The following is a 20,905-nucleotide window of genomic DNA, read 5'->3' on the forward strand; positions in this document are numbered from 1 at the left end:
CCACCTAGTCTGAATTCTCGAAAGATCGTCTCGGGCATCATTTCACGGAATTTTCCATGCCATTTTTCATGTCGATCTGAAAAGGTGAGAGCAAATGCGGAGAATTGTTTCTCCCGTCGTCGCGGTGCTCCTGGTGGCCCTGGCATGGATCGCCGTGCCCGGGACACCGGGGGCCGCCGCCGTGGACCGGGCCGGCAGCGGTCTCGCCTTCGAGCGAGCCTTGCTCCCGCAGGCGGAACACGATCAGAAGGTCCGGCCCGTCGCACCGGACCTCGAACCCATCCAGCCGTGGATCTCCGCGGTCGGGACCTCGGTCGCGGCCCTGGACCTGCGCAACCAGGGGCACGCGGGCGACGGGTGCACCACCGACCCCCGCGACGACACCGTGCGGGTCTTCCCGGTTCCCGGCAGCAGCGGAGACCCGTTCGACGCCTTCGAGCTGCACCCGACGGGCCTGCGGTACGACGCGACCATGGCGCCCATCGGGTGCGTGCCCGCGGACGTGAACGCCGACGGTGCCACGGACATCCTGGTCTACTACTGGGGCCGTTCCCCGGTCCTGTTCCTGAACCAGCAGATCCCCGGGCCCGGCGACGAGCCCGTCGTCCCGGGTGCCGCGGACTTCGTCGCGACGGAGCTGGTCTCGCCGATGCAGGTCTGGAACACGACGGCGCTCAACGTCGCGGACGTGGACGGCGACGGCGCGCTGGACGTGCTGGTGGGCAACTACTTCCCGGACGGCGCCCGGGTCCTGGACCCGGACGCGGCCGATGACCCGCGGATGCAGATGCAGCACTCGATGGGCAAGGCGCGCAACGCCGGGATCAACCGGCTCTATCTCGGGCAGGCCGACGTCGAGCCCGGCGAGGCGCCGCGGTTCACCGACGTGAGCAACCGGATCCCGGACGAGTCCGCGCGGTCGTGGACGCTCGCGATCGGGTTCCAGGACCTGACCGGGAACGGCCTGCCCGACATCTACGCCGCCAACGACTTCGGTCCAGACCAGCTCCTCGTCAACACCTCGACGCCGGGTGACGTGCGGCTCGACGTGGTCCGCGGACGCCGCGACCTCACGGAGCGCAAGTCGAGCGTGCTCGGGCACGACTCCTTCAAGGGGATGGGGGTCGCCTACACGTACGCCGCCGGGGAGGAGCTGCCGGAGATCTACGTCAGCAACATCACCAGCCCTTGGGCCCTGCAGGAGTCCAACTTCGCCTTTCAGCCCGACGGTGACCCCGAGAGCCTGTTCGACGGCGTCGTCCCGTACACGGACAGGTCCGGCTCCACCGGGATCGCCCACAGCGGCTGGTCGTGGGACATCAAGGCCGTCGACCTGCTCAACAGCGGCCGCGACGACCTGGTCCAGGCCACCGGGTTCATCCAGGGCGATCGCGACCTCTGGCCGCGTCTGCAGGAGATCGCCATGGGCAACGACCTCATCCTCCAGAACCCGGAGGTGTGGCTGCGCATCGAGCAGGGCGACGACCTCTCCGGGCACGAGCCCAACCGGGTCTGGCGTGACCAGGACGGGTCCTGGGTCGACGTGGGGGCCGCCGTCGGCTTCACCGACCAGGACGTGAGCCGCGGGATCGCGCCCGGCGACTTCGACGCGGACGGGCTCGCCGACTTCATGGTCGCCAACCAGTGGCAGGACTCCTACGTGTACCGGAACGAGTCCACGACCGACAACCGGTGGATCACCCTGCACGTCGTGCGGCCCACCGCCGCGGGCGCGACCACCCCGCTGATCGGCGCGACGGTCCGGGTGCAGGGCGACGGGTACGAGCGTGAGTCCCAGCTCTACCCGGCCAACGGCCACTCCGGGGTCGCGGCGCCCGAACTCCATTTCGGTATCCCGGACGAGTTCGCCGACACCGCCCTGAGCGCCACCGTGAGCTGGGTCGAGGACGGCGAAACCCGCACCCGGACGTTCGATCTCGTCGACGGACAGCAGACGTTGGAGGTTTCCCGATGAGCACGATCCAGGATTCCGGCCAGGACTCACCTACCGTCCCGCCGCCGGCCGGTCCGTCAGGGACCGAGTCGCCGGCGACGGGCGAGCGGCCGCCGGCCGCCCAGCCGGTGGCGGACGCTCCCGCGGGTCTCACCCCCGACCAGCGCCGGCGCAAGGCGCTGCTGCGCTTCGCGATCTCGATCACGGTCCTCAACGTGGTCGGTCACCTGTGGCTCGGCTTCGAACAGCCCCCGATCGTCCCGATCCTGGCCGTCCTCGTCAGCTACGCGGCCCACCTGGGCCTCGAGGCGGTCGACGCCTGGGCGCACCGGCGCCGGCCCGAGTACGCCGGCGGCGCGCGTGAGGTCTTCTACTTCCTCCTGCCGGCGCACATCGCGGCCCTCGCCTGCGCGATGCTGCTGTTCACCAGCACGATCTGGCCCTACCTCTTCGCCGTCGTAGTAGCCGCGGCGTCCAAGTACGTGTTCCGCGTGCGGGTGCGGGGACGGCTGCGTCACTTCCTCAACCCATCGAACCTCGGCATCTCCGTGGTCCTGCTGACGATGCCGCTGGTCGGTTTCACGCCCCCGTACATGTTCCTGAACAACACCGACCAGACGCTCGACGTCCTGATCCCGCTCACCGTCCTCATGGCCGGGACGATGCTGAACGGCAAGCTGACACGCAAGATGCCGCTGATCCTCGGCTGGGTCGGCGGCTACGTCCTCCAGGCGGTGCTCCGGATGGTGTTCTTCGACGACGTGCTCCTGGCGACGCTCGGCATGATGACCGGTGTGCCGTTCGTGCTCTACATGAACTACATGATCACCGACCCCGGCACCTCGCCGATGGACCCGCGCCGGCAGGTGGTCTTCGGCGTCTCCGTGGCGCTGGTCTACGGCGTGCTCATCGTTGCGCAGGTGTCGTACGCCATCTTCTTCGCGCTGGTCCTGGTGTGCGCGGTGCGGGGAGTCCTGCTGTTCCTGGGCGAGCGGGGGCTCTCGGTCCCTATCGGATCGAGGCGGCCATCCGGAGGGCCCGTCCCAGCGCCTCAGGGTTCCTGACGAGCGTCCCGTGATCGCCCGTGACGAGACTGCTCGACGAGCCGGGGCCGCCCGTGCGTTCCCAGGACGCGAGGTCGTGCATGCCGGCCAGCGGGTCGCGGTCGCCCGCGACCGCGTGGACGGGACACCTGAGGGTGACCGTTCTGCGCGGCGCGGACTCGGCGACCCGCGTGTCGGCCCGCCAGGTCGGCATGAAGGCCTGGCGGACCCACGGCTCGTCGAGCAGCTCGGCGGGGGCGACACCCAGTTCGCGCAGCGCCTGGACGAACGACGCGTCGTCCAGGCCGGCGATCCGGCGCGGCGGCCACCGGTCCGGCGCGGCGGTGCCGCCCACGACCAGGGCCAGGGGCCCGGCTCCGGCGGACTCGATCCGCAACGCCATCTCGAGGGCGAGCATGCCGCCGAGGCTGTACCCGAAGAGGACCAGCGGCCGGGCGGATCTGGCCGCCAGCTCAGGTTCCAGCTGTGCGAAGAGGTCGTCGGCGAGCGCGCCGAACTCCGTCAGGGGGGCCTCGTGGCGGCGGCCGTCCCGGCCGGGGAGCACGGGGACGTGCAGGGGCCGCCCGTCGAGGTAGGGCGCGAGAGGCGTGTACGCACCCGTGCCGCCGCCCCCGTACGGGTACCCGGCGAACCATGTGTCGGGGTGGATCGGGCTCATCGGTCGACTCCTCCTGGATTGCTGAACTTGTCGTCGTCCTACTTCTGGATTGCTGAACTCGGCACGGCGCTTCTTCCCGGTTGCCGTGCCGGTGGCGGACCGCACGCCCCGGCGTCGCGGGCGTCCGCCGCCGAAGCCCGCCGCACGTTCCCGTGAAGGAGTTCGTTCATGGCCATCTCCCCGCACAGCATCGTCCGCCTGCTCGCCGCCCCCCGGCCCGATCACACCGGCTACCGTCACCTCGGCTTCGCCTCCGGGCCCGATCCGGTCCGCGACCGGCTGGACCGCATCCCGCGGAGCGTCGTGGTGGGCTTCGAGGCCGCCATGGAGTCCTCCGACGAGTCAGAGCTCGCGCGGCGACTCGACCTGCTGGACCCGGAGCTCCTGGGGTTCGGCTACGAGGGCGCGACCATGGCCTGGACGATCCTTGACGCCGTGTCGGGCACGCAGCGCACTCGCCGGCTGCTCGCCGGGCCGGGGGCGCCGCACCTGCTGCTCGCCTACATCGGCATCGGGTTCGCGATGCGCAGACTCCCGCGTCCCCTCTGGCGGCGGGTGCTGCCCGCGCTGGACGAGGGGCCGTTCCACCCCACGCTGTCCTGGCTCGCCGTGGACGGGTACGGGTTCGACCTCGCGTACTTCCGGCGGCCGGTCCATGTGGTCGCCGGGCGCCGTCCGAAGCCGTGGCCGTGGCTGGGGCATGCGGACTACTTCCGGCGTGCCGTCGACCAGGGGGTCGGCAGAGCGCTCTGGTTCATCGAGGGGGCCGACGCCGACCGCGTGGCCGCGGCCGTGGACACGTTCGCCGCGGACCGCCGTGCCGATCTGTGGGCAGGGGTCGGCCTGGCGGCCACCTACGCCGGTCCGGGGAGCGACCTGCCGTACGGCAAGCTCCTGGCCCGGGCGGGAGAGTTCTCCGGGCAGGTGGGGCAGGGCGCGGTGTTCGCGGCGCGGGCCCGGGTGGCGGCCGGCGTCGTACCGGATCACACGGTGGTCGCCCTGGACGCCCTGACCGGTCTGGCGCCGAGCTCCGCGGCGCGGCTCGCCGACGCGTGTGCGGTCCGGGACGACGCCGGCGGGCTGCCTGCGTTCGAGCTGTGGCGCAGTGCCATCACCCGCCGGCTGTCCGGCGGCCGCTGACACCGTCGCCGGGCCGGCCGGACCTCGCCGGCGGCGGTCAGCACCCGCCACGGTCACCGCCCGCCGGGAGGAAGCCGGCACCGCTGAAGATGACGGGCGGATCGAACTCGCACGGCGTCGTCGGCTGGAGGCGAAGGGGCAGGTGGCTGGTGGTCGGATCGTCGGAGACCGTCACCTGGCAGCGGTCGCGCAGTATCTCGGTACCGGCCTCGGTGAGCGAGCGGAGCAGCACCGAGACCATCCACGAGCCGGCCGGGACGCCCGTGAGCTCGAAACTGGTGCCGAGTTCGGGACGCGCGCACGCGACCGGCCTGCCCTGCACGACCGAGTCCTCGTACACGGCCACGAACAGGTCGGCGGGCCGGCGGGAGACGTCCTCGACGAGGTGGACGTGCCCGCGCAGGACGGTTCTGCCGGGTCCGTGCACATCGGGCGAGGCGGAGGTCCGGCCGCGGCACCTGCGCCACTCCCGGGGAGAGACGCCGACCAGCGCGGAGAACCGGGAGCTGAACGTGCCGACGCTCATGTATCCGACCGTCGTGCTGACGTCCACCACGCCGAGGTCGGACTTCAGCAGGAGGTCCTTGGCCCGCTGCATGCGCAGGGCCGCGAGGTAGCGCCGCGGCGTCGTCCCGGTGATGCGGCTGAACTCGCGCGTGAAGTGGAACTTGCTGTAGAAGTTCGCGGCGGCGATGCTCGCGATGCCTTCGTCGCAGCACAGGTCCTGGGTCATGGCCTGGACGGCCTGCCGCACCGCGTCCTCGATCGGCGTGCGGACCGTCGGGGGCCGGGGCCCCGGGCTCTCGGCGATCCGGCCGGCCCGGGCACGACGGGCGGGGGCGGCAAGTCGTAACGTGCCGGGGTGAGCGGATCTGGCTTCGCTGTGGGCCGGGCTCGTCATGGGGGCTAATCTCCTCGAAATTCGGCGGGGACTTGCACGATCCAGACATCAACGAACGCTTACGGACTTTGGATGGAAGTTAGCAAAATCTAGACTTTGAGTACAGAACTAGTTGAAGATACATCTTCACCCGGCAATGCCTGCCTGGGGCGGGCTCACCGGGACCGGTTCGTGCGGCATCAGGGCGCCGTTGCAGAACAGCAGCGGCGTGGACCCCTGTCCGAACCCGCAGTCGACCACCCGGGCCGTGAACAGCGTGTGGTCCCCCGAGTCCACGGCCTGTTCGGTCCGGCACTCCAGCCAGGTCACGCAGTCCGTGAAGACCGGATGCCCGAGGTTCGGGCCGGGTGCGACGGAGAATCCCTCGAAGGCGGCCGCCCCCCGAGGCCTGGCCGACGAGGCGAACCACTTCGCGGCGTCGATCAGGGACGCGCTGAGGACGGACACCGTGAAGCCTCCTGCCTCCCGCAGGACCCGGTGCATCGTGCTCGTCGTGGCGATCGAGACCAGCACCTGCGGCGGGTCGAGCGAGACGGAGGTCAGCGAGTTGACGGTCATCCCCCGGGGCTCGCCGTCGTCCGACGTCACGACGGTGACGCCGGTGACGAAGCACGCCATCGTCCTTCTCAGCTCCTGGCCGGTGGTTCGCCCGGATCCCATCACATCACCGCGTGCCGCGTCGGCGCGCCGGAGTACGGCGCGAGTGCTGCCACGAGATCGGGGGGTACACGCGTGGGCGCCGTGTCACGGTTCTCGCCGCGCATGCAGGCGATGCGCTGGCGGCCGCGGGCCACGGTCTCGTGGGCGCCGTCGGTCGTCCTGACGTACTCGAAGCTGAACTCCACCTGGGTCTGGGTGAGGTCCTCCAGCCGCATCCTGATGCTCAGCTCGTCGAACGCCGTGATCTCGGAGAAGAACTCGCAGTCGACCTTGAGCGTGAACAGCTTCAGGTCGCCCCGGACGTCGGCCAGCACCGACGGCGCCTCCTCTTTCAGGAACATCTCCCGGCACCGCCCCTGCCAGCGCAGGTAGTTGACGTAGTAGACGTTGCCGACCAGGTTGGTCTCCTCGAAGCCGACGGTGTGGCGGTACTCGTAGTAGTTCGGCATCACTCATCTCCTCTCAGGACGGCCGCGGTGATCCGGCGGCCCGAGACGTCCCGGCCCGCCCAGCTCGCCACCCGGTCACGCCCCACGCCGAACTCGGTCCACGAGTCACCGAGCGGCATCCCGGCATGGACCGACGACGTGACCTGCCCGGTCTTGCGCAGGCACTCCAGGACCGACCAGACCCGGGTGGCGGCCGTGTCCAGGTCCTCGTCGAGGTCGGAAGCCACCTGCGCGGCCGTCGCGAGGTTCACCGAATCGAGGAGTCCGCGCCAGGTGTCCTCGGACCGTGGTTCGACGAGCTCGACGTCGACGGCGAGCCGGGCGAGGTCCGCGCTGCCGGCCACGACCGTCGTGCAGTTCGCCCCGTGCGAGGCCGAGACCTGGCGTCCGGGTCCGTACTCCGGGCGTCCGTCCGGGCGGTGGCCGATCGGGACGGCGTCTCCCGTGGCACGCCGGGCCGCGAGCTCGGTCAGGGCGCGCCGTGCGTCGACCGAGGAGGGTGGGCGGTCGCCGTGCGGCTCGACGGCGACGGACCACGACCCGCCCAGGTGCTCCTCCACCCGGCGCTGCAGGTAGGAGCCGAGGAACGCCTGCGGCCACGCGATCTGCGCGGACGGGACGGCACGGACGGACTGCAGCCCCAGTCCCGACCAGTGCTCGACGAGCCGGCCCTCCGCGTCCCGGACGGTCACGTCGTAGGTGAAGGAGCTGTCCCGGGCCCCGGTCTCGCGTGCGTCCATCCGCAAGGTCCCCGTCCGGCTCCCGGGGCCGAGAACGATCTCGTCGACCCCGTGGGGCAGCAGCACGCCGTGGGGGACGCAGGACTGCAGGGCGTGCATGAACGCGTCGCGCGAGCCCGGGTCGCCCAGCAGCAGGGTCTGCGGGAGATGCCCGGCGAACCATGGTTCGCCGGCCTCGGCCGACAGATCGGCCGAGGCGTGCCGCGCGGTCACCCGGTGGTAGGCGGTGATGCGGCGGAAGCGCCCGCTCTGGAACAGCACGCCGCCGTAGAGATCGGTCGCCGGGTCGAGGACGATCGGCGACGTCCGGTCGCCGGGCTCGACGAGTTCGGGGGACCGCGCGTCCCCGAAGTGGTAGACGGCCCGGAAGTGGTCGGCCGCGAAACCGGTCGCGGACGACCGCAGAACGACGGCGACGGAGCCGTCGGGGCGGGTGACGGCACACACCCGGACCGTCTCCGGTGCGTCGTCGGGCACGATGACCGGCCGCTCGAACGCGACGGCCGAGACGCTCGTCGGCGTGGTGCCCGACAGCGCGGTCGCGGCCTGCGCCATCGCTTCGAGTCCCAGCACCGCGGGCAGCAGCAGCTGGCCCTCGAACCGGTGATCGAGCAGGTACGGGTCGGTCCGGGCGGTGAGTTCCGCCTCCGTCACGAGCTCGACGCCGGGGTAGTCGACGACGACGCGCTCGGTGAACCGCGCCAGTGGCAGTTCCCCGCGCAGGAACCCGAGGGTGGGCAGACTCCCGACGCGGGAGCACACCAGGGACGTCACGGGATGGTCCGGCGCCGTCAGCGCCCGGCGCAACTGTGCCAGCCCGCGGTCGGTGTCCACGGGCTCGATGCCTTGCTGCTTGAGCAGCTCGACGACCCCGAGGTTCTCGCCCATGCCGGTTCCGGACCAGACCGACCACTCCAGCGAGCGGACACGCAGGTGGTGGTGGGCCTCGGCGAGGGCTGCCAGTTCCGCCGTCATCCAGTCGTTGGCCAGGGCGTAGTGGCCCTCGCCGGCGAGGCCGGCGCGGCCGATGATGCTGCCGAAGCCGATGACGTGCCGCAGCGTGGTGAGGTCGAGGGCGGCGAGCACGTTGCGCAGCCCGTCGACCTTCGGCGCGACGGCGGCCCGGAGTGCGTCCGGGGTGAGGTCGAGGGTGGGTTCGGGCCGGTTGACGCCGGCGCCGTGCAGTACCGCGGTGACGGTGCCGAGCGCGGACGCCACCTCCGCGACGGCGGCCGCGACGGCGTCGGGGTCGGTGACGTCCGCCTGGACGTAGTGGTGCCGCACCCCGGCGGCCGTCATCCGGTGGAGGGTGGAGCGGACCGCCTCGTCCTCGGGGGCCGCCCGGCCGAGCATCGCGACCGCGACGCCGTACCGGTTCCCGAGGTCCAGGCAGGCCTCCGCGGTGATGCCCTTGGCTCCGCCGGTGGCGAGGAGGACGTCCGTGGCGTCGAGCGGCGTGTCGGTGGCGGCCGTGGGCGGTACGGCCTCGAGGCGGGGCACGAGGCGGTTGCCCTCGGTGTCGTAGCCGACGTCGAGGAATCCGCCCGCGGCGGCGTCCGCGCCGATGGCGGTGATGGTTCCGGGTGCGAGGTCCGTGTCCGCGGCGAGCGTGACGACGGTGACGGCGATCCGGGGGTGTTCGAGGTGGACGGACTTCAGCAGGCCTGCGAGGCCGCCGCGGGGGTGCTGCAGTGTGACGACGCGGGCGGCGTCCGGTCCGGTCCGGACGTCCCGCAGCCGGGCGATCAGCTCGTCGGCGGTGGTGACGGCCGCGTCGAGGGAGAGACCGCGGGTGTCGACCAGGATGCCGGTCGCGCCGGCGGTGCCCGAGAGGTGGGTCAGCAGGCGGTCCGCGTCCGGGCGTGCGGCGCCGAGCCGGGTCCAGCGGGACCGTCCGGCGGGCGCGTCGGGCAGGGGCGCGGCGGGTTGGTGCCGGATCGCGAAGGCATGGACCCAGGGCTCGGCCCCCGGCGCCTCGCCCGGCCCGTCCGGGGAGCCGCCGGGCTCCGCGCCCGTGGTGGTGTCGTCGAGCATCTGGGCGATCTCGCCGACGGTGGCCGTGGCGAACGCGGGTACGCCGGTGAGGGGTGGGCGTCCCAGGGAGCGGATGACGTCGTTGGTGATCTGGGCGATCGTGATCGAGCTGAGGTGGAGTTCGTCGAGGGGCCGGGTGCGGGCGTCGATCGTGTCCAGGGGCAGCTCGACCTTGTCGGCGATGCTGCGGCGCAGCAGGTCGAGTGTCGACGTCGTGGCCGGATCGGCGCCGGCGTGCGTGTCGTCGGGTGCTTCGGGGTGCCGTCGCGCCGGGGTGGTGCTCGTGTCCGGAACCGGTGTCGTCGGGTCGAAGCCCAGTTCCGGGGCGGTCTCGCACGGGTTGGTGAGGAAGGCGGGCGGGGTGTCGAGGTCGAAGGGCTTGACCGCGCGGCCGTCCACGAGGGCTCCGGTCTTGATGTCCCGGCCCAGCGCGTGTGCGGCGGCGACGCACTCGAGGAAGGGTTCGAGCGAGTCGCTGTCGGAGTCGGTGCGGGTCACGACCGTGTCCGGCAGGGTGGCAGCGACCGGGCCGCTGAGCGCGTGGCCGGGTCCCACCTCGACGACGAGGTCGACGTCGTCGAGGCGTCCGACCGCCTCGGAGAACCGCACGGGCCGCACGATCTGGTCGGACAGGTAGGCGGGGAGGCTGGTGCTCGCGTCGAGGAGGTTCCCGTCGACGGTGGATCGCACCGGGCGCCGGGGCGGCCGCACCTCCTGGGTGGCGAGGTGGTCGCCGAGGGCCCGGGCCGCCGCCGTGAAGTCCTCGGTGTGGAACGCGTGACCGACCGGGAGGAGCGACGCGGTGACGTCGGCCCGGGTGGCGGCCTCGATCACCCGGTCGACATCGGTGCGGCGTCCCGCGATCGTGACGATCTCGGGCGCGTTGTACCCGGAGATCCTGGCGGACGTTCCCGCGAGCAGGTGCTCGGCGCTCGCCGCGTCGGTGTGCAGCACGGCCATCGCGCCGTCGTCGGGTGCGAGGTCCGCCATCAGCGCGCCGCGGCGGGTGGCGACCTCCAGCGCCTGATCGGCGGTGAAGGCTCCCGCCCAGGCCAGCGCCGTGATCTCGCCGAGGCTGTGGCCGACGGCGATGTCCCCGGAGATCCCGCATCGTTCGAGCGCGTCGAGGCTGTCGAGGGAGCGAGCCACCACGCGGGGCTGCAGGGAGGCGGTGCCGTCGGCGGTCGTGGTGGGCAGGGAACGGTGGCCGAACCGGCGCAGGCAGGCGCCGACGTGCCCGTGTCCGGCGCCCTGGCCGGGGAAGACGAACGCGATGCGTGCGCCGTCGCGCCCTCGTCCGAGGAACGCGCCGGGTGCGACCCGTTCGAGGGCGGCCGGGCCGGGGCCGTTCGTGAGACGGTCGATCACCGCGTCGAGCCGGGCGACGGCCTGCTCCGGTGTCCGGGCCACGACGGCGGTGCGGAACGCGCCGCCCTGCTGGCGGAGGCCGGCGGCGGCGATGTCGGTCAGCTCGCACAGGGCGGCGTCGGCCAGCGCGGATCGCAGCCGGCGGGCCTCGGCGGTGAGCTCGGCGACGTCGGTGCCTCCCGCCACCAGGACCTCGGCATCCTGGCGTCCGCAGACCACGTCGCGCACGCGTGCGGACGGCGTCGGCCGGGAGGTGTCGGTGGGATCGCCCTGTTCCAGGGCGACGTGCGTGTTGATGCCGCCGAACCCCATCGCGGAGACCCCGGCGCGGATCGGCGGGCCCGCTGCCCAGGCCGTCGGCCTGTCGGGCGTGTGGAGGCGGTCCGCCGCCTCGGCGAGCGCCGGGTGCGGGTCGGTCTGCCCGGTCACGGGCGGGATGGTGCGGTGGTGGACCGCGAGCGTGGCCTTGATGAGTCCGGCGATGCCGGCCGCGGCCTTGGTGTGCCCGATGTTGGCCTTGACGGATCCGAGGGCGGCCCGGGTGCCGTCCGCTCGTGGCCGCAGGCTGCCGGAGATGGCGGCGATCTCGGTGGCGTCGCCGACGGCGGTGCCGGTCCCGTGGCCCTCGAAGTAGCCGACCGAGTCGACGGAGTACCCGGCGCGGGCGTAGGCGCGGGCGATCGCGTCGCGGTGGCCCTCGACCTCCGGCCGGGTGATGCCGCCGCGGCCGTCGGAGGAGACGCCGTAGCCGGTGATGCACGCGTAGATGCGGCGGCCCTGGGCCCGGGCGTCGCTCTCGCGCATCAGGACGACCATCCCGCAGCCCTCGCCGGGCCAGAAGCCGTTGGAGTCGGCGTCGTAGACGCGCATCTCCCGCGTGGCCAGGGCGCCGGTGCGGGCGAACCCGATCAGTTCGAACGGGTCGATCGACAGGTCGACGCCGCCGGCGAGGGCGACGTCGAGGTCGCCGTCGGTGAGGGCGGTCACGGCGTTGACCACGGAGAGCAGTGATGACGAGCAGGCGCCGTCGACGGTGTAGCCGCCGCCGCCCAGGTTGAAGTAGTTGCAGATGCGTCCGGAGATCGTGTTGGCCAGACCGCCGGCGAGCGAGTCCTCGTCCGGGACGGGGAAGGGTGCCTTGTAGCGGGGTTCGAGGCCGGTGAGGAACTCGTCGATGGCCGGTGCGTCCCAGCCGGCCGCCCGGAGCTGGTCGGCGACGGTGCGGCGGACGTAGGGCCATCGCAGCCGCATGAGGCCGGCTCGCGTGAACTCGCCGGTGAGCGTGTTGCCGACGACGACGCCGGTGGTCCGCGCGGGGAGTCCCGCGCCGCCGGGGAATCCGGCGTCGGCCAGCGCCCGGTCGGCGACGTCGAGGGCGAGCCAGTGCGTCATGTCCGTGGCGCGGAACGTGGCGGTGGAGATCCTGTGCCGGACACGGTCGAACTGGTAGTCGCGCAGGACCGCGGCCTTGCGCGAGTAGAAGGAGTCGGGAGCGCCCGGGTCGGGGGACCAGTAGTCGGACAGGCGGGTGCGCACGTCGGGGATGTCGCGGAAGGCGCGCCGTCCCGCCAGCACGTTGGTCCACAGCTCGTCGGGGGAGTCGGCGTCGGGATAGACGAGCCCGATGCCGACGACAGCGATCCGGTCTCTGTTCACCTGTTCCTCCTCGAGGTGGTCTCGTGCTCCTCCAGGAGCGTGAACTCCGTGCGGATGGTGTCCAGCACCGAGCCGGCCGCGGACTGTTCGACCTTGGACCGGAACAGCGGTACGGCGGCCCGCAGGTTCCCGGTGAACGTGACGCGCGCGCCGTCGTCGTGCGGCTCGATCCGCACGTGGCCGCGCAGGGCGACGGGCGCGCCGTCGACGTCGACCTCGAAGTCGCCGGTGAAGGTGTCGCCGCCCGGTTCGGACGGGTGCCACCGTTCGGTCTCGACCGCGACGATCGTCGGCCGGATCATCGGCTTGAGGAACTCCGGGAACCCGGCGGTGTCGAAGCGTCTGCGCGTGACGACGGTCCGGGCGTGTTCCGGTGGGGGTCCGTCGGTCACCTCCATGCCGAACTCGATGGCGCCCAGCCGGTCCGCCTTGGCGCGCTGGAATGCGTCGGTGGTCATCAGGTCTCGGACGCGCTCCGGACTGAGCGCGGTCGTCGTGGTCTCGTCGATCAGCACGCGGTGTCTCCTTGGCGGTTCAGACGGGGAGCAGCGCGCCGTAGCGGACGGGAACGTCACGCTCGGCGAGCCGGTCGCAGATGTGCTCGACCGCCCGCTCGGCGAGGGCGGCGACGGTGTTGGACGGGTTGACCGTCAGTGCCGCCGGTACGGCGGAGGCGTCGGTGACGAAGATGCCGGGGTGTCCCCGCAGTTCATGGGTGTCGTCCAGGGCGCTGGTGGCCGGGTCGTCCCCCAGCCGGCACGAGGCGAGCGGGTGGACGGTGTAGGCGCCCACCAGGTCGTTCGTCCAGGGCTCGACCTGTCCCAGGCCGGCGTCCTCGATGAGGGCCCGGACGTCGGCGTCGGCGCGTTCCCAGGCCGCGCGGGTGCTCACGCGGGGCCGGTAGCGCAGCGTGCCCCGGCCCAGGAGCTGCTGGGACAGGCGGACGGCGTTGCCGGAGGGAGGGGGTGCGCCGAACACCCCCTCGTTGTCGTCCTCGATGAGCTGGAACAGCAGCAGCCACGACTGCCAGCGCCGCAGGAGCTCCTTCTTCTCCAGGCCGAACCAGCCCGGCCCGCCGTCGGCCACGCGTGCCTGCGCCAGGATCGTGCCGAGGCCCGGTGGGAAGTAGAGCTGTTCCACGGCGTACCGCTCGAACTCGGGCAGCGTCTCGTCCTGGCGGTCCCACGTGGCCACGACGGGCCCCCGGCCGATCTGGAACGCCTCGTAGGCGCGGCCGTCGCCCCGGTCGAGACCCAGCGTGTCGCGCAGCGCGTGCTCGTCGAGGGCGGCGACGTTGATGCGCTCGCCGTTCCCGGAGAAGTACCGTCCGACGGCGTGGGGCATCGTGCCCAGGTGCGGGGCCGAGCGTTGCAGGATCACCGGCGTGGCCGCGGCCCCGGCCGCGAGCACGACGACGCGGGCCCGCACGGACCCCGTGCCGGTGGTCTCCCGGTAGTCGACGGGGTGCACGTGCGAGTAGTGGACCGTGTAGGTGCCGTCCGCGTCCCGGGTGAGGTGCTGGACCTCGTGGAGGTCCCGGACCTCGCAGCCGTGCGCCTCGGCGGCCGGGATGTAGTTGAGCAGCAGTGACTGCTTCGCGTCCTCGACGCAGCCGGACATCATCCAGTTGCAGTTGACGCACCGGGAGGTGTCCACGGCGGACGGCAGCGGGTTGGCGGTGCGCCCGCCGTGGTCGCAGATCGCCGCCCACGCCCCGCCCGCGTAGGAGACCTCGTCCCACGAGTGCCGGCGGATCGGCAGCGCCTCGGCGACGCGGTCGTACCAGGGGTCGAGCGACTCGCGGTCGATCGACGACGGCCAGAGCCGGTGGCCCACCGAGCCGCGGCGCTCGAACGCGAACCGTGGCGCGCGGGGCATCGCCGCGAAGTACACGACACTCCCGCCGCCGACGCAGTTGCCGCCGAGCACGCTCATGCCGTCCCCGGCGGTGAAGTCGAAGATCCGGGTGGCGGAGCTGCCGAACCGGAGCGACTGGTCGTACTCGCTGCTGGTCAGCCGGGGGCCGCGTTCCAGGACCAGGACGCGAGCCCCACCGGCCGCGAGGTGGAACGCGGGGATCGAGCCACCGAACCCGCTGCCGATGACGACGACGTCGAACTCCTCGGTGGCCGGGCCGGTCATCGCGGGTCCCCGTGGTCGTCCGTGCCCGGCTTCAGGCGGGCGAGCGGCCGCCCGTAGCCGCCGCGGTCGAACGCCCACCGTCCGCCCGACGGCGGGAAGAAGCCCATCGCCCGCAGCCCGGAGGCCGGCGTGACCGCCGGGTCCAGGGCGTCGGCCGTCTCCAGGTGGGGTGCGCTGTCGTAGGCCATCGTGGCGAACAGCGCCACGAGGAACCACAGGTCCTTCTCGGGTTCGGCCGGGTCCGTGAGCTCGGCGACCAGACGCCGCCGGTCCGGGTAGCCGAGGTCGGCGAAGCGGGCCACGGGGCGCCCGCCGTGCCGGTCCGCCCACGCGGCGGCGCGCCGGTCGAGCAGGTCGGCCATGTCGCCGACGCCGTCCTCGATGCCGGTGGCCGGGTCGGTGAGGACGTCGAGCGCACCGCACTCCACGGCTCCCGGGGTGTCGTCCACGCCCGCGATCGCGACGTCGTCGGGGTGGCGCTTGCGGCCCGGCACGACGGTGTCGGCGAAGGCCTCCAGGGCGAGCCGCTGTGCGGGGGCGAGCGTGGGGCGCTCGCCCAGGGCGGCGGTCCTCGGGCGGCGGGTCGGCGGGAGGGTCGAGGGGTCGGCGTTCTGGGTCACGAGGGTTTCCTTTCCGGCACGGTGGGACGTTCGGCGTCCGGTGGCGCGGGCGTCCCGGGGCGGGAGGTGGCGTCCACGACGTCGCGCAGGTCGCGGGCGGGTGTCTGGGACATGCGGGCACGCGCCGTCACGGGCCGGGTGCCGTGAGGGGTCAGGACGAGCCGCGTGCTCGCGGTGGCCAGCCAGAGGACGGCCTCGGCCCGGGCGAGCGCGCCGCCGGGACAGGCCCGCGGCCCGGCGCCGAAGTCGAGGGACGAACCGCGCTGGCCGGTGAGGAACCGCTCCGGCCGGAAGCCCGGGTCGCCCGATCGGGCGGCGGCGGGAAGGATCAGGACCTCGTCGCCGGGGGAGAGGGCGACACCGTCCACGTCGTCGGCGGCGATCGCCCGCCGGCTCACCAGCCACACCGGTGGCCGCAGCCGAAGGGTCTCGTCCAGCGTGGCGCCGGACCAGCGCAGCGCGGCCAGGTGCTGCGGGGTGAGATCGGCGGGGTCGAGCGCGTCGAGCGTGGCCGCCTCCGCGCGGATCCGTTCCTGGACGTCGGGATGCCGGGCCAGGTAGGTGATGGCCCAGGCGAGCGTGCTGGCCGTCGTCTCGTACCCGGCGAGGAACAGGCTGGTCATCCCTTCTGGGGTGGCCCACGCGTCGTCTCGGTCACCGGCCGCCAGGGAGCGGGAGGTCTCGCCGGCGAGCAGGCCGAGGGCCGTCCGCACCCGGGCCCGGGAACGACGACGGGCACGCAGTGGCACGAGGCCCTGGGTGACGCTACGGAACAGCGCCTCGTCCTGGACGGCGTCGAAGGCGTCGTGGACGTGCTCGGCCGCGGGCGCCGGGAAGCCGAACGTGACGGCGAGACAGCCCAGCGTGTACTCGGCGAGCAGCACGGCCGGGTCGGTGTCGCGCCACCCGTGTTCCTCGATCCTCGCGACACCTGACCGTGCGAGCGTGAGGAACGTGCCGTGGTTCGCGTGCACGGCGCGGGCGGCCAGATAGGACGTGGTGTCGCGGCGTTGCCGGCGCCAGTGCTCGCCCTCGGCGGTGAGCAGACCCTCGCCGATGAGTTCCCGCGCCTGCGACTGGCCCAGACCCTTGACGTACCGGTCCGCGTGGCGCACGAGGACGTGCTTGACGGCGCTCGGGGTCGCGGTGATGAGCATGCGGCCGAACGGGGTGCGTAGCAGCGCGCCACCGGGCCGGCGCCGGACGACGTCGACGAGGCGGTCGCCCCGTTCCGCGCGGGTCAGGCCGTGGAGGACCCGCGCGGACTCCCACAGGCCGAGGTGATGGACCGTCGGTGGCATGGCGACCGTCCCCTCACGCGTCCACGATGTCGCCGGCCGGCTCGAGCGCGGCCGCGACGGACCGGCGCCAGGTCTCGTAGGCCGTCCAGTCCGGCTTCCCGGCGGTCGTCTCCGGCCGGTGGGCGCCGACCAGCCCGACGACGTCGTCGATCGTGCCGCCGCACAGGGCCTCGGACGCCACCGGCGTGTGCTCGTTGACGGTTCCGGCCCGGTGGCGGGCCTCGACCGCGAACGCCGCTCCCTGCCTCAGCCACCGACGGTCGTCGCCGGCGGCCGTGAGGAGCCGCGCCAGCGCGGCACGGTCGCGACCACCGGCGTACGCTGCCGCCAGCCCGGTCCCCGCCCACAGCGAGCCGGAGAACCGCTGGTCGAACCCGGCCACGAGTCCGGCGATCCCCGTGGGGGAGCCGCCCGCGTGGAACCACAGCCCGCGGCCGATGCCCTGCATCAGTGACTGCCGTGCCGCCTCGGCCCCGCCCGGCCAGCGTTCGGCCGGGAACCTGGTGCCGTGTTCGCGGAGGGTCCGGGCGTTGTGGAAGAAGACCTCGTGGAAGCCGTAGCCGTCCAGGACGAGCGGGGCGAGAGCCGGGTCGAGGGCGCTGAGCTCGGGCCAGAGGGGTCGTGGCAGCCGGGCCAGGGCCCACCCGAGGCCGACCTGGGCCATGTAGGTGTGGCGCCGTGAGGTCGCCGCCTCGAACGCGGCGAACTCCCGACGGCTCCAGGGCTCCAGGGCGGCCCGGATCGTGATCGCCATGGCCGCCCCCTCGGCCGCGAAGCCCTGCCACGATCGCGGCAGGTCCTCCAGCCGGTGTGCCGCGCGCCGGGCGTCCGGCGCGCGCATCGCGAGGCGGTAGCCGTCCAGGAAGGCGCGGCCCACGGGGGAGACGATCGACTCGCCGGCTTCCCAGGGACGGAACCCGCGGCGCACCGGGTCCACCTCGCGGACGCCCGGCGTGGTGAGCACTGCCCGCAGACGGCGGAGTGCGGCAAGTGGTTCAGCTGGCGTTGCCATGTCGGACCTCCTCATGGTCGGTGCTGCGCCGACCATGGTTCCCGTCCGACTGTCACGGGCGCGCCTTCGATGTTGCGGCCCGCCACGGCGTCACGTCGTGCGGCCGGCGATCCGGCGCACGGGGCCGGGCGGCGGGCAGGTCGCCCGGCGAGCCGTCGCGGCAAGGCACGAGAAGTCGCGTCGTGCACGGGCGGAGGCCGAGGGCCGGTCCTTGTGACGAGTGGTCGCGGTACGACGACGGGTCGTCCGCGGCCGGCCTTCGTCACAAGGGCCGACGGACGGCTTCCTCCAGATCCTTCTCAGGTGGCGGACGCGAGGACCGCGGGCCGCGGGACGGCGGGTGCCGGCTGCCGGTAGGCGGCCGCGATCTGGGAGCGTTCGAGCCACAGGTGGTAGAGGGACAGGCTGAAGATCACCGTTCCCACGACGTTCGCCAGGAAGTGCCACCAGATCCGGTGGGTGGACAGGGCCGGTCCGGGGTCGATCAGGCCGAACCAGGTGGACAGGCCGATGGCCGTCGGGGCGCCGAGCCACACCGACGTCATGAGGACGAGGTGCTCGAGGCCGTGGATCCCCTGCATCCACACCCCCATCTTGGCGTGCTTGCGGGCGGTCGACCGGTACGTCACGCGCCGGGTCAGCTGCATGACGCCGACGAGTCCCGCCAGGAACAGCATGTTGCCGATGAAGTGCAGGATCTCCATGCCCAGGGACGGCTTGGAGGGATCGACCACCCCGAAGCCGTTGGCCAGACCGGTTCCCCAGGGAGTCATCCAGGCGGGTTCGTAGGGCCGCATCACCCAGTAGCCCGCCTGGGCGACGTGCTCGACGAAGTGGCCGAGCTGGCCGACGACTCCGAGGGCGACGATCCCCGTCGCACCGTGGAGCATCCACGTCTCGACCGGTCGGCGGCGTGAGTAGGCGAGAACGGCGATGGCCGTCCACATGACGATCGTCCAGGTGAGCATGCCCACTGCCCCCAGGATCTCGAGTGTTGACGCCGGATCGTGGTTGTGTTCCATCCGATTTGTCCCGTCTGCCGGTATCAGGGTGCGCCTGTCACCGTAGGGGCGCCGACCGGTGGCGGGGTTCCGGCAGGTTGCTGTTGTGCGGTCGCCGGCACACGGCCCGTGGAACGGACTCGGCGGGGCTGCCGGCGCCAGCCTGTTGCGGGCTGAGAACGACCTGAGCGATGCCCGGGCGGATGAGGACGAACCGGGAAGGGTGTTCTTCTTCTCTGAAGCATCACTCGCCCACGAAACAGGCCGGGCCTTGTATGCCAGTGGCGACCTCAAAGGCGCCAAAGCAGCCCTGAAGCACAGCGCGCGAGTACGCGCTAAGCAGCCCTTTGCCAGGACACATGCAGTCACGCTCGGCTACCTCGGCGAAGTCCAGGCAGCGACCGGCAACTTGGATCAGGCGTGCACGACATGGTCAGATGCGCTGGACGCGATGGCAGGAGTCCGCTCGGCTCGGGCGCGCCAGACCGTCACTACGATGCGGAGCGTGCTGGCGCACGGCCGATCCGCGAGTTCTGAGATGGCCGAACTGGACCAGCGAGCCGCCGCGTACCTCGCGCAAGCCTGATGTGAACTGAGGAGACCGATGGAACCGATCGAGATGATCCCCGTCGCACGCGTGGTCGGTGGGCGAGTCGAGCCTACCGACGACTTCTGGGGAGGGACCCGGTCGATCATCCGCATCGACGGCGACCGGTTCCCCACCGAAGCGACCAAGGGACTCGAAGACTTCTCCCACCTGGAGGTCGCGTTCCACTTCCACCTGACCGACAAGACCGATCTGCATCCCGGCGCGCGTCGCCCGCGTAACAACCCTGACTGGCCTGAGGTCGGAATCTTTGGCCATCGCAACATGCGTCGCCTCAACTGGCTCGGGGTGAGCAGGTGCCGGCTCATCGCCGTTGACGGCCTCGATCTGCATGTCGAGGATCTGGACGCAGTTGACGGGACCCCCGTGCTGGACATCAAGCCGTGGTTCACCGAGTTCGGCCCGCGCGGCGAGGTCCGGCAGGCGGCGTGGACGACCGAGATGCTCACCGACTACTTCGCCCAGGGTGCCGACGCAGCATCGCGATGACCACGGGCAGGCGATGGTGCACGCGCGGTGCACACGGGAAAGGGCCAGGTCAGAAATGCCTTCTGACCTGGCCCTTTAAGGTCGGGGTGACAGTGTGTGGTCTCAGGACATCGGAATGGGGTGTCTCGGGTCATCGGTATAGCGTGTCGCGGGACATGGGAATGGCCGGTGGGCGGATGCTCGCTCATGTCCACCAGGAAGCTCGTGATCGCGGCCGTGCTGGCCGGTTCGTCGCAGTCCGAGGCCGCCCGCCGCTACGGCGTCTCCCAGGGCTGGGTCTCCCGGCTCATGGCCCGCTACCAGGCCGAGGGCGAGGCCGCCTTCGAGCCCCGCTCCCGCCGACCGCACACCACCCCGGCCGCGACCCCGCCCGCTGTCGTGGAGCTGATCCTGGGCTTGCGTAAACGGCTGACCGAGCAGGGCCTGGACGCCGGCGCCGACACGATCGTGTGGCACCTGACCCACCACCACGGCATCACGATCTCCCGGGCCACCGTGCACCGGATCCTGACCCGCGAAGGCACCATCACCCCCGAGCCCAGGAAACGTCCCCGCTCCTCCTACATCCGATTCGCCGCCGACCAGCCCAACGAGACCTGGCAGTCCGACTTCACCCACTACCGCCTCACCCACCCAGGCGGCGCGCCTGGGCACGACGTCGAGATCATCACCTGGCTGGACGACCACTCCCGCTACGTCCTGCACGCCACCGCCCACCGGCGCGTCACCGCACCCATCGTGCTGACCACCTTCAAACAGGCCTGCGAACAGCACGGATACCCCGCCTCGGTCCTGACCGACAACGGCATGGTCTACACCGTCCGCTACGCCGGCGGCCGCGGCGGACGCAACCACCTCGAGACCGAGCTACGCCGCCTGCACATCGTCCAGAAGAACGGACGCCCCAACCACCCCACCACCCAGGGCAAAGTCGAACGCTTCCAACAAACGATGAAGAAATGGCTGACCGCTCAGCCCCACCAGCCCGCCACGATCACCCAACTGCAGACCCTGATCGACCAGTTCGTCGACGAGTACAACCACCGACGCCCCCACCGCTCTCTGCCCCACCTGTCTCTTATACACATCTGACGCTGCCGACGATAAGG

General features: G+C 72.1%; 16 protein-coding genes and 1 pseudogene. 6 read left to right on the top strand and 11 right to left on the bottom strand.

Going from position 1 to position 20,905, the window contains the following annotated elements:
* The first annotated feature begins 94 nt into the window (after positions 1-94).
* Positions 95-1,975, top strand: a complete 1,881-nt coding sequence (locus HGK34_RS13395) for a CRTAC1 family protein (protein WP_201848123.1) — start codon at positions 95-97, stop codon at positions 1,973-1,975.
* Entirely contained in the window at positions 1,972-3,018 is a 1,047-nt protein-coding gene (locus HGK34_RS13400) for an enediyne biosynthesis protein UnbU (protein WP_201848125.1), read from the top strand. Before HGK34_RS13395 ends, HGK34_RS13400 begins: the two co-directional genes overlap by 4 nt.
* Here the strand turns inward: HGK34_RS13400 and HGK34_RS13405 are convergent.
* Positions 2,963-3,676 carry a thioesterase II family protein gene (locus HGK34_RS13405; protein WP_201848127.1) on the bottom strand — a complete coding sequence of 238 codons (714 nt, stop codon included), beginning with the start codon at positions 3,674-3,676 and terminating at the stop codon, positions 2,963-2,965. The genes HGK34_RS13400 and HGK34_RS13405 overlap by 56 nt on opposite strands.
* A 168-nt stretch (positions 3,677-3,844) precedes the next feature.
* Between HGK34_RS13405 and HGK34_RS13410 the strand changes: the two genes are divergently transcribed.
* Positions 3,845-4,816: a DUF1702 family protein gene (locus HGK34_RS13410; protein WP_201848129.1), complete on the top strand. Its 972-nt coding sequence runs from the start codon at positions 3,845-3,847 to the stop codon at positions 4,814-4,816.
* 37 nt (positions 4,817-4,853) lie between these two features.
* Here the strand turns inward: HGK34_RS13410 and HGK34_RS13415 are convergent, their stop codons facing one another.
* From HGK34_RS13415 to HGK34_RS13460, 10 genes are all read right to left on the bottom strand, one after another.
* Complete coding sequence (locus HGK34_RS13415) at positions 4,854-5,717, bottom strand: helix-turn-helix transcriptional regulator (RefSeq protein WP_201848131.1); 864 nt, start codon at positions 5,715-5,717, stop codon at positions 4,854-4,856.
* A gap of 126 nt (positions 5,718-5,843) precedes the next feature.
* Complete coding sequence (locus HGK34_RS13420) at positions 5,844-6,377, bottom strand: flavin reductase family protein (protein WP_201848133.1); 534 nt, start codon at positions 6,375-6,377, stop codon at positions 5,844-5,846.
* Complete coding sequence (locus HGK34_RS13425; RefSeq protein WP_201848136.1) at positions 6,377-6,826, bottom strand: acyl-CoA thioesterase; 450 nt, start codon at positions 6,824-6,826, stop codon at positions 6,377-6,379. The genes HGK34_RS13420 and HGK34_RS13425 overlap by 1 nt, the downstream gene beginning before the upstream one ends.
* Entirely contained in the window at positions 6,826-12,624 is a 5,799-nt protein-coding gene (locus HGK34_RS13430) for a type I polyketide synthase (protein WP_201848138.1), read from the bottom strand. Before HGK34_RS13430 ends, HGK34_RS13425 begins: the two co-directional genes overlap by 1 nt.
* Positions 12,621-13,139, bottom strand: a complete 519-nt coding sequence (locus tag HGK34_RS13435; protein ID WP_201848140.1) for a DUF2505 domain-containing protein — start codon at positions 13,137-13,139, stop codon at positions 12,621-12,623. The genes HGK34_RS13430 and HGK34_RS13435 overlap by 4 nt, the downstream gene beginning before the upstream one ends.
* Before the next feature lie 19 nt (positions 13,140-13,158).
* A complete protein-coding gene (locus HGK34_RS13440; RefSeq protein WP_201848142.1) occupies positions 13,159-14,766 on the bottom strand; it encodes an FAD-dependent oxidoreductase in 1,608 nt (535 codons plus the stop codon).
* Entirely contained in the window at positions 14,763-15,386 is a 624-nt protein-coding gene (locus HGK34_RS13445; protein ID WP_201848144.1) for a DUF5987 family protein, read from the bottom strand. The genes HGK34_RS13440 and HGK34_RS13445 overlap by 4 nt, the downstream gene beginning before the upstream one ends.
* The gene (locus tag HGK34_RS13450; RefSeq protein ID WP_201848154.1) at positions 15,383-16,687 is read right to left on the bottom strand and encodes a cytochrome P450; all 1,305 of its coding nucleotides are present in this window, start codon (positions 16,685-16,687) and stop codon (positions 15,383-15,385) included. The genes HGK34_RS13445 and HGK34_RS13450 overlap by 4 nt, the downstream gene beginning before the upstream one ends.
* A 13-nt stretch (positions 16,688-16,700) precedes the next feature.
* Positions 16,701-17,699 carry a DUF1702 family protein gene (locus HGK34_RS13455; protein WP_201848156.1) on the bottom strand — a complete coding sequence of 333 codons (999 nt, stop codon included), beginning with the start codon at positions 17,697-17,699 and terminating at the stop codon, positions 16,701-16,703.
* Positions 17,700-17,998: 299 nt separating this feature from the next.
* The gene (locus HGK34_RS13460; RefSeq protein ID WP_201848158.1) at positions 17,999-18,721 is read right to left on the bottom strand and encodes a DUF6008 family protein; all 723 of its coding nucleotides are present in this window, start codon (positions 18,719-18,721) and stop codon (positions 17,999-18,001) included.
* Between the two features lie 85 nt (positions 18,722-18,806).
* Between HGK34_RS13460 and HGK34_RS13465 the strand changes: the two genes are divergently transcribed.
* The 3 genes and pseudogenes from HGK34_RS13465 to HGK34_RS13475 all read left to right on the top strand — a co-directional run.
* A complete protein-coding gene (locus HGK34_RS13465; protein WP_201848160.1) occupies positions 18,807-19,286 on the top strand; it encodes an NsdA family TPR-like regulatory protein in 480 nt (159 codons plus the stop codon).
* Positions 19,287-19,304: 18 nt separating this feature from the next.
* Positions 19,305-19,796, top strand: a complete 492-nt coding sequence (locus tag HGK34_RS13470) for an SAM-dependent methyltransferase (protein WP_201848162.1) — start codon at positions 19,305-19,307, stop codon at positions 19,794-19,796.
* A 186-nt stretch (positions 19,797-19,982) separates the two neighbouring features.
* A pseudogene (locus HGK34_RS13475) lies at positions 19,983-20,867 on the top strand (IS481 family transposase); the annotation flags it as partial.
* Positions 20,868-20,905 lie beyond the last annotated feature (38 nt).

Origin of the sequence: Myceligenerans indicum (assembly GCF_016742955.1) — a bacterium.
GTDB lineage: Bacteria > Actinomycetota > Actinomycetes > Actinomycetales > Cellulomonadaceae > Myceligenerans > Myceligenerans indicum.